The organism is Xanthomonas hortorum, from assembly GCF_024339125.1.
Classification (GTDB): Bacteria; Pseudomonadota; Gammaproteobacteria; order Xanthomonadales; family Xanthomonadaceae; genus Xanthomonas; species Xanthomonas hortorum.
Map to the genome: position 1 here is coordinate 3,144,513 of NZ_CP101417.1, position 14,594 is coordinate 3,159,106.

Annotated in this window: 11 protein-coding genes; 4 read left to right on the plus strand and 7 right to left on the minus strand. The window is 63.3% G+C overall.

What is annotated here, in order from left to right; all coding sequences use genetic code 11:
- Window positions 1–3 precede the first annotated feature (3 nt).
- Window positions 4–1,944 (minus strand): DUF885 domain-containing protein, encoded by a 1,941-nt coding sequence (locus tag NMB96_RS13520; protein ID WP_255085023.1) that lies wholly within the window; start codon window positions 1,942–1,944, stop codon window positions 4–6.
- Between the two features lie 151 nt (window positions 1,945–2,095).
- On the opposite strand from NMB96_RS13520, the gene NMB96_RS13525 reads away from it, so the two are divergent.
- On the plus strand, window positions 2,096–2,992 hold the full coding sequence (locus NMB96_RS13525; protein WP_255085024.1) for an AraC family transcriptional regulator: 897 nt from the start codon (window positions 2,096–2,098) through the stop codon (window positions 2,990–2,992).
- On the opposite strand, the gene NMB96_RS13530 is transcribed toward NMB96_RS13525, so the two are convergent.
- From NMB96_RS13530 to NMB96_RS13540, 3 genes are all read right to left on the minus strand, one after another.
- Window positions 2,958–3,548 carry a LysE family translocator gene (locus tag NMB96_RS13530; protein ID WP_255085025.1) on the minus strand — a complete coding sequence of 197 codons (591 nt, stop codon included), beginning with the start codon at window positions 3,546–3,548 and terminating at the stop codon, window positions 2,958–2,960. The genes NMB96_RS13525 and NMB96_RS13530 overlap by 35 nt on opposite strands.
- 232 nt (window positions 3,549–3,780) lie before the next feature.
- Window positions 3,781–4,557 (minus strand): queuosine precursor transporter, encoded by a 777-nt coding sequence (locus tag NMB96_RS13535; RefSeq protein WP_255085026.1) that lies wholly within the window; start codon window positions 4,555–4,557, stop codon window positions 3,781–3,783.
- A gap of 4 nt (window positions 4,558–4,561) precedes the next feature.
- Window positions 4,562–5,236 carry a DUF502 domain-containing protein gene (locus NMB96_RS13540; protein ID WP_023903330.1) on the minus strand — a complete coding sequence of 225 codons (675 nt, stop codon included), beginning with the start codon at window positions 5,234–5,236 and terminating at the stop codon, window positions 4,562–4,564.
- A gap of 155 nt (window positions 5,237–5,391) precedes the next feature.
- Here NMB96_RS13540 and NMB96_RS13545 point away from each other — a divergent pair, with 155 nt between their 5' ends.
- Window positions 5,392–6,759, plus strand: a complete 1,368-nt coding sequence (locus NMB96_RS13545) for a hypothetical protein (RefSeq protein WP_043889073.1) — start codon at window positions 5,392–5,394, stop codon at window positions 6,757–6,759.
- A gap of 618 nt (window positions 6,760–7,377) precedes the next feature.
- On the opposite strand, the gene NMB96_RS13550 is transcribed toward NMB96_RS13545, so the two are convergent.
- Window positions 7,378–8,358, minus strand: coding sequence for an IS5 family transposase (locus tag NMB96_RS13550; RefSeq protein WP_183086757.1), 981 nt, complete (start codon window positions 8,356–8,358; stop codon window positions 7,378–7,380).
- A gap of 561 nt (window positions 8,359–8,919) precedes the next feature.
- On the minus strand, window positions 8,920–10,494 hold the full coding sequence (locus tag NMB96_RS13555) for an alginate export family protein (protein WP_023903332.1): 1,575 nt from the start codon (window positions 10,492–10,494) through the stop codon (window positions 8,920–8,922).
- A 335-nt stretch (window positions 10,495–10,829) separates the two neighbouring features.
- Here NMB96_RS13555 and NMB96_RS13560 point away from each other — a divergent pair, with 335 nt between their 5' ends.
- Together NMB96_RS13560 and NMB96_RS13565 are read left to right on the plus strand one after the other, a co-directional pair.
- On the plus strand, window positions 10,830–11,192 hold the full coding sequence (locus NMB96_RS13560; protein WP_255085027.1) for a PadR family transcriptional regulator: 363 nt from the start codon (window positions 10,830–10,832) through the stop codon (window positions 11,190–11,192).
- Window positions 11,189–12,100, plus strand: coding sequence for a sensor domain-containing protein (locus NMB96_RS13565; protein ID WP_023903335.1), 912 nt, complete (start codon window positions 11,189–11,191; stop codon window positions 12,098–12,100). Before NMB96_RS13560 ends, NMB96_RS13565 begins: the two co-directional genes overlap by 4 nt.
- A 1,022-nt stretch (window positions 12,101–13,122) precedes the next feature.
- On the opposite strand, the gene NMB96_RS13570 is transcribed toward NMB96_RS13565, so the two are convergent.
- Window positions 13,123–14,466: a polyhydroxyalkanoate depolymerase gene (locus tag NMB96_RS13570; protein WP_084217848.1), complete on the minus strand. Its 1,344-nt coding sequence runs from the start codon at window positions 14,464–14,466 to the stop codon at window positions 13,123–13,125.
- Window positions 14,467–14,594 lie beyond the last annotated feature (128 nt).

Sequence of the window (14,594 nt, forward strand, 5' to 3'; positions counted from 1 at the left end):
GGCTCAGCCTTTTTGCGTGGCGATCCAGCGCTGGATCTTGTCCTGCAGGATCTCCAGCGGCACCGAGCCGTCCTTGAGCACTTCGGTGTGGAAGGCGCGCACATCGAAGCGTGGCCCAAGTTCGCGTTGCGCCTGTTCGCGCAGCTGCGCGATCTTCATCTCGCCGACCTTGTAGGCCAGCGCCTGGCCGGGGATGGCCATGTAGCGGTCGACCTCGGCTTCGGCATCGGTGCGGCTCATGCCCGAGTTGTCCAGCATGTAGTCGATCGCCTGGGTGCGGCTCCAGCCCTTGCTGTGCAGGCCGGTGTCAGCCACCAGGCGAATCGAGCGCCACAGCGCGTTCTGCAGATAACCGTAGGTGTTGTACGGATCCTGATACAGCCCCAGCTCGCGCCCCAGCGACTCTGCATACAGGCCCCAGCCTTCGATATACGCCGTCTCGCCGCCCAGGCGGCGGAACTTGGGCAGATCGGTCAGCTGCTGCTGCAGCCCGAGCTGGTAGTGATGGCCGGGAATCGCTTCGTGCAGGTACAGGCTCTCGGCCTCCCAGGTCTTGCGCGAGGGCAGGTCGGAGGTGTTGACGTAGAAGATGCCCGGCGTACTGCCGTCGCCGTTGGGGCGCATGTAGGAGCCACTGGCGGCCGCTTGCGCGCGCTGCGCTTCCACCACACGCACTTCCAGCGCCGGCATGCCCTGGACATTGAACAGGCGCGGCACCGCCAGCTGTACACGGCCTTGCAGGCCACGGTAATAACCCAGCAATTCGGTGTCGCTGCGGAAGGCGAAGCGCCTGTCGGTCTGCATGAACTTGTAGAACTTGGGCAGGTTGCCGCGGAACTTGACCTGCTTGGCCAGCGCGGCGATCTCGCCCTGCAGGCGCGCCACCTCATCCAGCCCGATCTGATGGATCTGGTCCGGGGTCAGCTCGGAGGTGGTGCTCTGGCGCACGTCGTAGGCGTACCAGGCCGCGCCATTGGGCAGCGCCGTCAGTCCGTCGGTATCGCGGCAGGCCGGCAGGTATTCGGTGGCGATGAAGCCACGCAGCTCCCGGTAGGCCGGCATGATGCGCACTTCGATCAAGCGCTTGTATTCGGCGGTGATGCGCTGCTTGTCGGCCTCGGGCATGTCTGCCGGCAGGTTGCGCACCGGGCCCCAGAACAGGCTGTCTTCCGCGTTGCGCGCGATGATCGCGTCCAGCTGCGGCAGCACTTTTTGCATCAGCACCTTCGGCTGCACCACGCCGGCCTGCATGCCGGCGCGCATATTGCTGATCGCCTGGTCGAACAGCTCGGGGATGCCGACCGCACGCCGCGACCAGTTGTCGTAGTCCTTGACCGTCTTGAACGGCTGCGCGCCGGTGCCCGAGCCCAGCACCACCGCGATGCTGGCGATGTTGTAGAACTGGTTGATCGGCAGCATCCAGCTGGGGAACTGCTCGGCCGCCAGTGCGCTGCGCGCGTCGCGCACGAAGATCTGGTAGCTGAGCAGGTCCTGCCCGCTCAAGCCGTCCGGCCCCAACGCTTCGGCCTTGCCCAGCCACAGCACGGTGAAATCGTGCGACTGTTGCCGGAACGCCGGCGACAGGAAGTTGGGCAACTGGTCGTTGTAGCGGGTTTCGCCCTGGAAGGTGGCCTGCAGCGGGTTGAGCTTGAGCGAGGCATCCCAGTACTGGTCGTAAAGCAGGTTGAGCTGCTGCGCCTTGGTCAGCACCACGGGCGGGGCGACCACGCGCGGCTTGGCCCTGGCGGCTTTGCCCCCTTTGGCAGCCTTGGTGGTCCTGGCCGCCGGCTTGGCGGTCTTCTTGCCTTTGCTCGCCTTCGCGCGCGTTTGCGAGGTCTGTGCCTTGCCGGTTTTCTTCTTGGCCGCATCGGCGGGCACTGCCAGCGACAGGCTCATGATGGCGGCCATGGCCAGGGACAGCAGGCGGGAAAAGCTGAGGGGCATTACCGGCTCCGGGAACAAGCGAGCGGGGAGCTTGCCCGATCCGCACCGTTCAAGCCACCCACCCGCGACACCTGGCCCGCCTGAAATTCATGAAGCCCGCGCTGCAGATGGGCGGCGCACACGCATGTTGCAGTGCGATAGTCTTGCGCGCATGCAACAGGATGAATCGACACGCGGGACGCAGTTGCCCCTGCAAGGCGGGCAGGGGTTCTGGCGCGATGCGGCATTGCCCTTCGTCGAACTCCGCCAGGTGATCAACAGCCGCACGCTCTGTTATGCGGCGCATACGCACGAACAATGGTCGGTGGGTGCGGTGGATCGCGGGCTTGCGCGTTACCGCAATGGACGCATGCGGGCGCAGGTGGGCGCGCAGTCGCTGACCTTGATCAACCCCGGCGATGTGCATGCCTGCAATCCGGATCCGCAGCAGGACTGGTCGTTCCGCATGCTGTATCTGGACGTGGCGTGGCTGCGCGAACAACAACGCGCACTCGGCCTGGCCGCCAATACGGATGTGCATATGCTGGCAGCGCCGTTGTGCCAGACGCCGGCAGCCTACGCCGCTTTCGACCGCATGCATGCGCTGCTGATCGACGACAACGCCGATGCGCTTGCACGCGAGAGCGCGTTGATCGCGTTCGTGGCGCGCCTGCATCTGCACGTGGAGCCGATGAGCCGTGCGGTTGCGGTCGATACCGGGCCGATGCAGCAGGTGGCCGAGTATCTGCAGACCCATCATGCGCGTGCGGTGTCGCTGCGCGAACTGTGCACGCTGGCCGGGATGCCCGCGCCGCGCTTGATTCGCGGTTTTCGTCAGGCCCATGGTCTGACCCCGCACGCGTATCTGCTGGACTGCCGGTTTCAGCGTGCGCGTGAGGCCTTGCGTCGCGGTGGTGGCATTGCCGAGGTCGCCTATGCGCACGGGTATGCCGACCAGGCGCATCTGCAGCGCAGCTTCAAACGCGCCTGGGCAGTGACACCCGGGCACTATCGCAATGCCGGACCCCATGTCCTCAGCAGAAGTCCCTCAACAGATAGACGGCGCTGAGTACGAGCAGGGCGGCCAATACCCGGTTCAACCGGCGTAGCTGTTTCGGCGCCTGCACATGCCGCCGCAGCACTGCACCGGCCAGCAACCAGCACGCCAGCGAGGGATAGCAGATCAGCGCATACACCGCCGCAAAGCCGGCCAGTTGCGTGCTGCCTGCCGTTGCATACAGGGCCACGCCGGAGGTCGCCGCCAGCCAGGCTTTGGGGTTGAGCCATTGCATTGCCGCGCCGTTCCAGAACGAGGCGCTCGGGCGCGGCCTGGCAGCGTCGATGACGCCATCGTCGCGCAGCAGGCGCCACGCCATGTAGAGCAGAAACGCCACCCCGGCCAGATGCAATGCGCGTCCGAGCAGCGGCCAGCGCACCAATACCTGCTGCAGCCCCATGCCGACCAACAACAGCAGCGCTACGAAGCCCACGGTGGCCCCGATCACATGGGTATGCCCGGCACGCGCGCCGGCGCTGGCGCCGGTGCTCAGCGCGACCAGGTTGACCGGGCCGGGCGAAATCGAACACACCAGCGCGAAGCTCGCCATTGCCACAAGATGATCCATTGCGCGACGTCCATAGCGGGGCGCAACAGCATGGCCAGCGAGGGCGATGACGGATTGAACAAAATTTCGACGGGCGACTTTCGTCCGCTAGAAGTTGCTGACAAATCGTAGCTGGCAGTCGTGATGTGCACGGAAGCGTGTTCTCGGAAACACGGCGGTCGAGTGCGACACGCCGTTGCGGGCGCCAACTGCGCGTACCCGGCGGTGAGCACGTTCGTCTTGCCGGCCACGCTCAGTCGGCAGCGGCTTCCTCACGCAACTGCTCGGCGCGCGCAGCGCCCAGATACGCGCCGATGGCGCGCCGGGCCAGATACAGCAGCGGGATCAGCGCGATCGCAAAGCCCATTTTGTAGACGTAGTTGAGCGTGCTCACCGCCAGAAACTGGTCGGTGGACCAATGCTGCGGGCCAAGCACGAAGGCGATGTAGATCACCACAAAGCTGTCCACCAACTGCGACACCGCCGTGGAGCCGGTGGCGCGCAGCCACACGTGTTTTTCGCCGGTGGCGCGGCGGATGCGGTGGAACACCGAGACATCGATCAATTGGCCGAACAGAAACGCCACCAGCGACCCACCGATCGTCCACAACCCCTGCCCGAACACCGCCGCAAACGCCGCCTGATAATCGGGCACGCCCTGGCTCTGCGCCGCAGTGACCCACCAACCGGCCGGCGCCAGCGCGATCGCGGCGAACGCAAACACAAAGCCGTAGCCGATCAGCGCCACCGCCACCCACGAGATGAAACGCACCCCGCGGCTGCCGAAGAACTCGTTGATGGTGTCGGTCATGATGAACACCACCGGCCACAGCAAGGTGCCGGCGGTGAAGCTGAGCGAGCCGGTCTGGCCGAACAGATTCCAGTTCAACGGCGCGATGCCGAGCGTGTCTTCCAGCGCAAAGATCTTGACGCCGATGAACTCGGCCAGCGCCGCGTTGACGCAGAAGAACGCCGCCAGCGCAATGAACAGGCGGACCGCAGGATCGTCGAGGGTACGCACCTGTGTCATGGCGTTAGCGATCCGCAGTACGGGTGAAGGGCACCGACTCCGGCGCCACCGCGCCGCCGGAGATGATGAAGCTCATTGCCTGATCCACGGTCCAGTCGGTCGGTGTGAGCAACTCCACCGGCACGATCTCCAGATAGCCGGAGGTCGGGTTGGGTGTGGTCGGCACATACACCGCCGCCAGCTCGCGGCCGGTGCCTTGTTCCTTGATCACGCGCGTGACCAGGCCCACCGACTTCATGTCGCGATGCGGGAAGTCGATCAGCACCACGCGTTGGGTGCTGCCGGGCTGGGTCTGCAGGATGTCGAGCAACTTGCGCGCGCTGTCGTAGACCACGCTGGCCAGCGGGATGCGCCGCATGATCGCCTCGAACCAGCGCAACAGGCGCTGGCCGATCACGCGCCGGCTCAGGATCCCGACGAACAGGATCACGCCCACGGTGGCAATCAGCGCGATGGTGTTCTGCACCCACAGCGCCTTGATCCAGCCCAGATAGTCGGGGAACGAGGCCGCGATGCGTTCGGACAACGGCACCACCCACGGGCTGCTGATGCCAGAGAGCAGCGAGAACACGAACTTCACCACCACCCAGGTCAACCAGACCGGCAGCAGGGTGAGCAAACCGGTCAGAAAGACCCGTTGCAGGGAAGGGCGGGGATGCGGAGTGGGGGATTCGGACATCCGCGCATTGTAGGCACTCGGCCGGGTCCGGTGCAGACCCGAGGCAGGGCTTGTTCGCCCGGGAGACGGCAAGTGCGCATATGCGTTATGGCACGCGTGAGCCGGTGCCTGCCGCTCTAAGATGGCGCAGTTCATCCACGGAAGGTTGCAAACGCATGCTCGCCAGATTCCTCAAGTCGGCCCTGCTGGGGCTCTGCATTCTGGTTGCCCTACTGGTGGCCCTGTACGCGATCTCCGCACGCTGGCCGATTCCTGAGGCACAACGCCAGGCGTTGGCGCAACTGCGTCAACCGCCGCTGCCGCTGCGTGGGCCCAACATGTTTGTCGCGCTATGGTCGTTGCCGTACGCGGTGCCGGATGCACAGCGTGAGGCGCTGCTTGCGCAGGACGTGCAGCGGTTCGAACGCCTGCCTGCCGGCATGCCGTTGCAAAGCGCCGCCACACGCTATCCACGCCGGCCGAATTGGCCTGCGTCGGCCCCGGAACTGTGTACGCGCTATGACGGGTGCCTGGACCGCGTGCGTCAACGGCAGCAAGCCTATGCCGACGCGCTAGCCGCGCATAGGCCGCAGTTGATCAAGTCGCGCGATCTTGCGGGCTATGCAGATTACCGCAGCCCGTTCCCGCCCAGCGCCACGGCCCCGCTACCGACACTGCCGCAGTTCAAGCTGTCGATGACCAGCAACGCGCTGGACTTCGTCCAAGGACGCACCGAGCAGGCGCTGGCGGGCGTCTGCGCCGATGCACGGATTGCGCGGGTACTGCTGCGCAGCGGCGACAACCTCATCATGCCGATGGTTGGCGCGGCGATGCTGCGTACCAACGCGCATCTGTTTGCTGAAATGCTGTCCGAGCTGCCTGCAAAGCATCCATTACCCGCGCAATGCCTCGCTGCATTCGCGCCGCTTGCGGTCGATGAGGTTTCGCTGTGCAATGCCTTGCACGGCGAATCGCGAATGGTGCTGTCGATGCTCGAGACAGAGGTTCGCAAGGACCCGGCAACCGACCTGTCCTGGGACGAACGGTTGTCGCTGCGTCTGCTGGACCACAAGCGTACCCGTGCGCTGATGGCGCCGACCTATACCTGGGCGTGTAGCGCGCCGGTGCGGACCTTGCTGGCGCAGGATCAAGCGGTGCCGCAGGCAATGATTCCGGTGCCGGACACTATGTCGATGGGCTGTATTGCCAATGCGGTTGGGTGTGTGTTGGCGGGTATGGCAAGCCCTGACTATGCGCATTATCAGCACAAGCTCCAGGACGCCGCGGCTGCATTGCGCGCGCTGTCGGCAGTGCTGTGGTTACGCGATCATCCCAATGATGCGCAGACACTTGAGCAGCGTCTTGCCAGCTTGCCGCCAGCGCTGCGCGGACAAGCGCGACCACTCCAGCCCGGTGCCGATGGCCGGAGCGTGCAGCTGCGTCAATACGCCAGGCGCGAGGAGAATGTAGTGGAAGATCAGTGGCCGCTGGCCGGCAGCAAGCGGCCGCCTGAGCCGGCGGCGATATCGATCAAACGGAGTTAGTGGCGTTTAGATGCAGTCAAAAACTGAGTCGGTCGAGTGCGCGGTGCCCTCACCGCTCGCGGGACACGCCGTGAATCCGTCCGTGGAGGCTCGGTGGCGGCATCCATGCCGCCACACGGTCCCGCAAGCGGTGAGGACACCGCACCAGAAAGTTTTTAGGTTGCTTTGTTGAAAGCCTGCCCATTGTTTTGACTGCATTGAGAAGATGATCGGACACGCCGTTATCTAAGCAACGCACGTCATGCATTGCTTGCACCATGCATACCGACACTCTCGACTGGTCCTTGCCCGCCTACCGTCGCGGGACCTTACGCGGCATGGATGCCGCGTAAGAGCCTACACGGACGTACTTGCGGCGTGTCCCGCGACGGTAGGCGGGCAAGGGCCGTGCAGCCAAGCCGAAGATCGTCGGCTCTACAAGCGATCTATCCGCAATGTCCAACTACTCAAAGCCAATCAATCTTTCGATTCGGTGCGTCGTCGTAGGTGCAGTCAAATGCTTAGGGAAGGTCTGAATAACGCGGCCTGAGAGCGCGGAATGTCGCGTCGTTGCGGAGAGTCGCGTTTGGATCTTCGGAGTTTGGCCATTTCTGGCGCTTTCCGTGGGAATTCCCCGGGTTACAGGCGCACGCTCCCCATAGCAGGAAGTAACTGCTTTCGCTTCATCCACAGGTTTGACAGCGCAAACAACGTCAGCACCTGCGCGGTGTTCTTGGCCAGGCCGCGATAGCGGACCTTGGTGTAACCGAATTGGCGCTTGATCACCCGGAATGGATGCTCCACCTTCGCGCGCACGCTGGCCTTGAAGTGTTCCCAACGCTGTTCCCGAGCACGCTCGCGGTTGTTGCCGATGGCTTGCGTCGTCGAGGGCCTGGCGGCGATGAAGAATGCTGCCTTGCAGGTCTGCAGTTCGTCGCGTTTGTCCGCGCCGGTGTAGCCGCTGTCGCCGAACACGCTGTCTTCGTTGCCATGCAGCAACGTGTGCGTCACCGTGACGTCGGCGACATTAGCCGCTGTGCAATGGACGTGGTGCACCAACCCGGAAAACTCATCCACGCCGATGTGCGCCTTCATCCCGAAATACCACTGATTGCCCTTCCTGGTCTGATGCATTTCAGGGTCGCGCGCGTGATCGGCATTCTTGGTCGAACTGGGCGCAGCGATCAGTGTCGCATCGACGATCGTGCCCGACCGCAGGCTCTGACCCTTGCGCGCCAGATGCGCATTGACCGCGTCCAGCATCCGCGCGGCAAGGCCATGGGTCTCCAGCAGGCGCCGAAAGTTCAAAATCGTGGTCTCGTCCGGAACGTTGTCCAAGCCACCGAGCTGGGCAAACCTCCGCAAGATCGGGATCTCGTGCAACGCTTCTTCCATCGCCGGATCGCTCAACGCATACCACTGCTGCAGCAAATGAATCCGCAACATCGTCGCCAGTGCGTATGGCTGTCGACCAGGGCGCCCCGACACCGGATAGTGCGGTTCGATCAGACCGAGCAAGTGCTGCCACGGAACGACCTGCTCCATCTCGGCCAGGAAGATCTCCCGGCGGGTCTGCTTACGCTTGCCCAGGCCTTCAGCGTCACCGAACGTCAGTTGCATGGATCACTCCTCAACATGAGGCGGGTAGTGTCGCGTATCTATGGTGCGTTGTTCAGAGGTTCCTTAGGTCAAAAGCCTGGTTAGTCGAGCGCGCGGTGCCCTCACCGCTCGCGGGACACGCCGCAAGTACGTCCATGTAGGCTCGGTGGCGGCATCCATGCCGCCACACGGTCCCGCAAGCGGTGAGGACACCGCGCCATAAAGTTGGTCGGTGGTTGGATGAAAAGCGAGCCATCTCGTTGCATTAGCTTGCTGTTGCGGTTCGCACCCACATGAGAGCTGGCGAATCAGAAGCGCGTCATGCACTGCTTGCACCCTGCACACCAACCATCTCGATTGGTCCTTGCCCGCCCACCGTTGCGGGACCTTACGCGGCATGGATGCCGCGTAAGAGCCTACACGGACGTACTTGCGGCGTGTCCCGCGATGGTGGGCGGGCAAGGGCCCTGCAGCCAAGCCGCAGCCAAGCCACAGATCAGCCGCTATGCAACCGACACATTCATCGCGTCCGATCCTAGTGCGCAGATCAGTGCAGAACAACGATCGGACCGTACCGCTTACTCAGAACCGGAAGTTCAACCACCCCATCACGAAGGTCGAATCGCCGTAACCGGCCTTGGTCAGCGCGGGGCCGGCGATCAGGTGTTCGGCGCGGAAGGTCACCGACCAGTTCGGGTCGATGTTCCAGGTCGCGTTGATGCGCGGCATGGTGCCGATGCGCCGCTCGCCGGTGCTCTGCGTACGTGCATAGGCGCGCGCCTGGTTGTTGTAGATCGCATCGCTGGTGGTCTGGCGCCACAAAGTTTCCCACTCCAGGTTCACGGTGAGCTTGGGCGTGGGCGAGAAGATCAGCGTTGGCGCGGCAGTGACCAGGTTGACCGGGCCGAAGAACGTCGCCCAGCTGAAATAGATCGTGTTGCCGTAGAGAAAATTGTTGTTGCGCAAGGTGCCGGTGCCGGAGGTACCGCCGCCACCGGATGCGATTTCGCTATGAAACCCCACGCGTGGCTTCCAGCCGCTGTCGCTCAACGTCCAGGCATTGGAGGTGCTCGCCATGTACGCGCGCAGGTCGCGTCCGCCAAAACTGCCGCGCTGCACGGTCACGAACGAATCGGTGCGCAGCTTGCCCACATTGCCCCACAGGCGCAGGCCGTAGTAATTGCGGTTTTCTTCGGCGGTCTGCCGGCCCCACACCTGATTGTCGTTGCGGAACTGATAGAAGAACGGCTCCAGATACATCGGCTTGGCGGTCGGCAGGCGATATCCGCCAACCACGCCGCGGAAATGCCGCGAGCGGTCGATGCGATCGTCGCCCAACCCTTCGGTGCCATCCAGATTGAAGTTGAAATCGAACACGTCCACACGGGTCTTTTCGCCGATCGCCCAGGCGCGCACACCGTTGAAGGTCACGAAGATATCGGTGTTGTCGCGCAGCGCCATCAATGTGGTCGGGCCGTCGACGAACACCTGACGGCCCACACGCAGACCGGTGTCGGCGCCGCCGATGTTGCCCTTCACGTCGAAGAACACCTGCTGCAGGATCGCGTTGTTTTCCTGGGTACCGGTCTTGGTACCTTCGTTGCGCCCATCCAGGCTGCCGTGCGCCAGTTCCGTATACAGACGGAAGTGCTCGCCGACATGGAAGTCGGCGCCGAAGAATGCACGGAACAGATACTGCTGCTGCGAATGGCTGCCCGGAATCAGGCCGGGATTGGTGATGGTGTTGCTGCGTATGCGCAGCTCGTTGCTGAGCGACACGTAGACATCGCCGGATTCGCTGAGCGGGATGTACTTGAGCGGATCGAACGGGCTCTTGCGCTTGGACGGATCTTTCAGATATGACCAGTCTTCGACCCAGCGCACCTGCCACATATTGCCGCCCTGTTTGGCACCCCAACCCTGCGCTTCGAGCGGGTAACCCTTGGATGCAGCGGGCGCTGCAGGGACAGCAGGTGCTGCAGCAGGCGCTTGCGATTTGCTGATGTCCGGCTGGGTCTGCTCGGCATTGACCGGCGCTGTCTGCGCCTGTGCAACGCTCACGCCAGGCAGCGACAACCCGATCGCAAGGCAGAGGCGCCGGGTGGTACCAAAGGAAGTGTCAGCCATGGCCGGTCGTGCCAAACGCGCAAGTCGCATCGTGTCGCCCTATCTAAAAGTGAGTCGCCTGAGCACGGTGTATCGGCTCAGTGACCAAGGACTGTAGTGGAGCCATGCCGTAAAGGCAGTAACCCAATGGTTCTAAGTACATGAGCCGGAATTTGTCATTGGGGATTGAGGATTCGCACCAGCAGGCGTGTCGATTGGTGTGCCAATTCTTCTTCAGTTCGCTTGAGTCGATGCACGGAAATTCTCGGCCGGCATGCTTTTGCGAATCCCGAATCCCGACTGACATAACCCGGCTCCATGACTAACAGCACATCCGCTATACCTAACTTCTCACTAGTATCGTCTTCGACCTAGCGGAGATGGCGATGAGCGAGCCGGATGCCTACCTACGAAAATTTCAGAAAGAGCTGAGCGCCGGCACCGTGTCGCTGGCGTTGCTGGCAGTGCTGGGGCAGGCCGACGAGCCATTGTATGGCTACCTGATCGCCAAGCGCCTGGAGCGATTGGACGGCGTGCTGAGCGGCAAGCAGAGCGCGCTGTATCCGGTGCTGCGCAATCTGGAAGCGGCAGGGCTGCTGCAGAGCCAGGTCGAGCCCTCTGCGTCCGGTCCGCCGCGGCGCTACTACCGCATCACCCAAACAGGGCGTGATTGCCTACGCGACTGGACCGCCGCCTGGCGCGCCACCCGCGATTCCGTTGATTCAGTGCTGGAGGGGACTCACCCATGACGACCATTGCGCAGACACGTCCGTTGCCGACCACCATTCCCGATTACCTGACCCAGTTGCGCCAGGCCCTGGCCGGCGCGGACCCGGCGATGATCCAGGACGCACTCTACGACGCCGAGGAATACCTGCGAGCCGAACTGGCCGAGCACGCTGACAAGAGCGAGGCGGAAGTGATCGCGGCGGTGGCCGGTAGCTACGGCGCGCCGGATGAAGTGGCCGAGATCTACCGCGAGACGGAAGTGACGGTGACGCGCGCACTGCGTCCGCCGCTACCGCCCAAACGCAGTTCCTGGGTGGGCAGGTTCTTCGGCGTCGCGGCCGACCCGCGCACGTACGGCGCATTGTTCTACATGCTGCTGTCGCTGGTCACCGGCGTGTTCTATTTCACCTGGGTGGTGACCGGCGCGAGTCTGTCGGCGGGCCTGTTGATCCTGATCATCGGTGTGCCGCTGCTGGTGCTGTTTTTCGGGTCGGTGCGTGTGCTGTCGCTGGTGGAAGGCCGCGTGGTGGAGACGCTGCTCGGTGTGCGCATGCCGCGTCGTCCCGCCCATCCCGGGCCGCAAGGTGGCTGGCTGCAACGCATCGGCGCGATGTTCACCGATGCGCGCACCTGGAGCACGATGCTGTACTTCCTGCTGATGCTGCCGTTGGGCATCATTTACTTCAGCGTGTTCACCACCTTGTTGTCGTTGTCGCTGGGCTTGGCCGCTTCACCGTTGGCGCTGTTGTTCGACAACACGGCGGTGCTGACCTGGGACGGCGTGGATGTCACCAGCCCCTGGCTGACGCTGCCGTCGTTCGTCGTGGGCGTGCTGCTGCTGTTCGTCACGCTGCATCTGGCACGCGCCTTCGGCAAGCTGCATGGCATGTTCGCCAAGCACTTGCTGGTCAAAAGTGGCGAAAGTTGAGTGCACTGCGTGATTGCGTGTTGTGCGACACGCGGCTGCGATCGCTGCAGTACCGCGTGGTCTGCAGTGCAGAACCTGAAAGACGCTACGACTTGAAATCCCGGTTGTCGTGGAAGTGATTGGACAGTGCGGATAGATCAGTTGCAGAGCGGGTGATCTGTGGCTTGGCTGTAGGGTCCTTGCCCGCCCACCATCGCGGGACACGCCGCAAGTACGTCCGTGTAGGCTCTTACGCGGCATCCATGCCGCGTAAGGTCCCGCGACGGTAAGCGGGCAAGGACCAATCAAGATGGTCGGTATGCATGGTTGCAAGCAAGGCATGACATGCGCTGTCTGGATAACTGCGCGTCCGATCAGCTTCGCAACGCAACGAGATCAACAGGCAGGCTTTCAACAAAGCAGCCGACTAACTTTCTGGTGCGGTGTCCTCGCCGCTTGCGGGACCGTGTGGCGGCATGGATGCCGCCACCGAGCCTACATGGACGTACTTGCGGCGTGTCCCGCGAGCGGCGAGGGCACCGCGCGCTCGACTAACTAGCTTGTGACTGTATCTAATGACGCTACGACTCGAAATCTCGGTTGTCTTGAACGCATGGAGAGTGCGGATAGATCAGTTGCAGAGCGGTTGATCTTCCACTTGGCTGCAGGGCCCTTGCCCGCTCACCATCGCGGGACACGCCGCAAGTACTTCCGTGTAGGCTCTTATGCGGCATCCATGCCGCATAAGGTCCCGCGACGGTGAGCGGACAAGGACCAGTCGAGATGGTCGGTGTGCAGGGTCTTCAATAAAACAGCCGGCAAACTGTCCGGTGCGGTGTCCTCGCCGATTGCGGGACCGTGTGGCGGCATGGATGCCGCCACCGAGCCTACACGGACGTACTTGCGGCGTGTCCCGCGGGCGGCGAGGGCACCGCGCACGCGACCGCGCGATCACGCACTACTCTGTCTTCGCATGAACCAAGAATCTGTCCATAAAAAAAGCGCCTTGATCGAGATCGATCAAGGCGCTTTTTTTCACCTGATCAAGCGCGTTTGCCGCGCTTGCGGATCGGGGTGACGGTGGCCGGATCGCGGTTGCCGACCGGGTCTGCGTCGTAGCGGCCGATGAATTCGCGCACCTGCGGATATACCACTTCGCGCCAGCGACGGCCGCTGAAGATGCCGTAATGGCCGGCGCCTTCCACCACCAGATGACGGCGATGCGCCGCATCGATGCCGGTGCACAGATCGTGCACGGCTTCGGTCTGACCGAGGCCGGCAATATCGTCCAGTTCGCCCTCGATGCTGAGCAGCGCGGTGTTGCGGATCGCCGATGGCTTCACCAACTGACCGTCCACTTTCCACTTGCCCTGCGGCAGCAGGAAGTCCTGGAACACCACGCGAATCGTGTCCAGGTAATACTCGGCCGGCATGTCGAGCACGGCGTTGTATTCGTCGTAGAACTGCCGGTGCGCCTGCGCATCCTGCAGGTCGCCCTTGACCAGATCGGTGTAGAAATCCCAGTGCGACATCACGTGCCGGTTGGGATTCATCGACAGGAAACCGGCGTGCTGCAGGAAGCCCGGATACACCTGCCGGCCATGTCCCGGATACGGGAACGGCACGGTGTGGATCAGGTTGTTCTGGAACCACTCGATGCCGTTCTCGGTGGCCAGGTTGTTGACCTGGGTCGGGCTGCGGCGTGCATCGATCGGCCCGCCCATCATCACCAGCGAGCGCGGCGTGGGCTCATCGTTGGTGGCCATCAGCGATACCGCCGCGAGCACCGGCACGGTGGGCTGGCACACGCTCACCACATGCAGGCGGTCGGCGCCGATGTGGCGGATGAACTCCTGGATGTAGCTGATGTAGTCCTCGAGCCGGAACGCGCCGGCTTCCAGCGGCACCATGCGCGCGTCGACCCAGTCGGTCACGTAGACCTTGTGGTTGCGCAGCAGGGTACGCACGGTATCGCGCAGCAGGGTGGCGTGGTGGCCGGACAACGGTGCCACCACCAGCACGGCAGGCTGCTGCTTCATCGTGCCGATCAGCTCGACATGGTCGCTGAAACGCTTGAAGCGCAGCAGGCGGCAGAACGGCTTGCTCAGGACTTCGCGTTCGATGATCGGCAGCGAGTGGCCATCGACCTCGACATCGTCGAGCGCCCAGGCGGGTTTTTCGTATTCCTTGCCGAGGCGGTGGAACAGCTCATTGCTGGCCGCCATGCGTTCGGCACCCGGGAGCGAGGCCCACAGACTGTCGGGGTCGGAGAACATCTTGGCGTTCGCCTGGGCCTGATGCACCCAGGGGGCTAGCAGATTGCGGGTTAGCTCGTGCAGTTGATAAAGCATTCCACCCATCCGTGCGGCTTTGCTGCCACGCAGCATACCCGCTTTGGCGCATTTGCACCTTAATGGGGCTGGGGACGGTAGAGGTTGTCATAGGAGCTATGGCAGGCGTAGGCGACGTATCTGCGGCTAATTGTGATCTTCGAGCGGCTGCGTGCGGCCAGAAG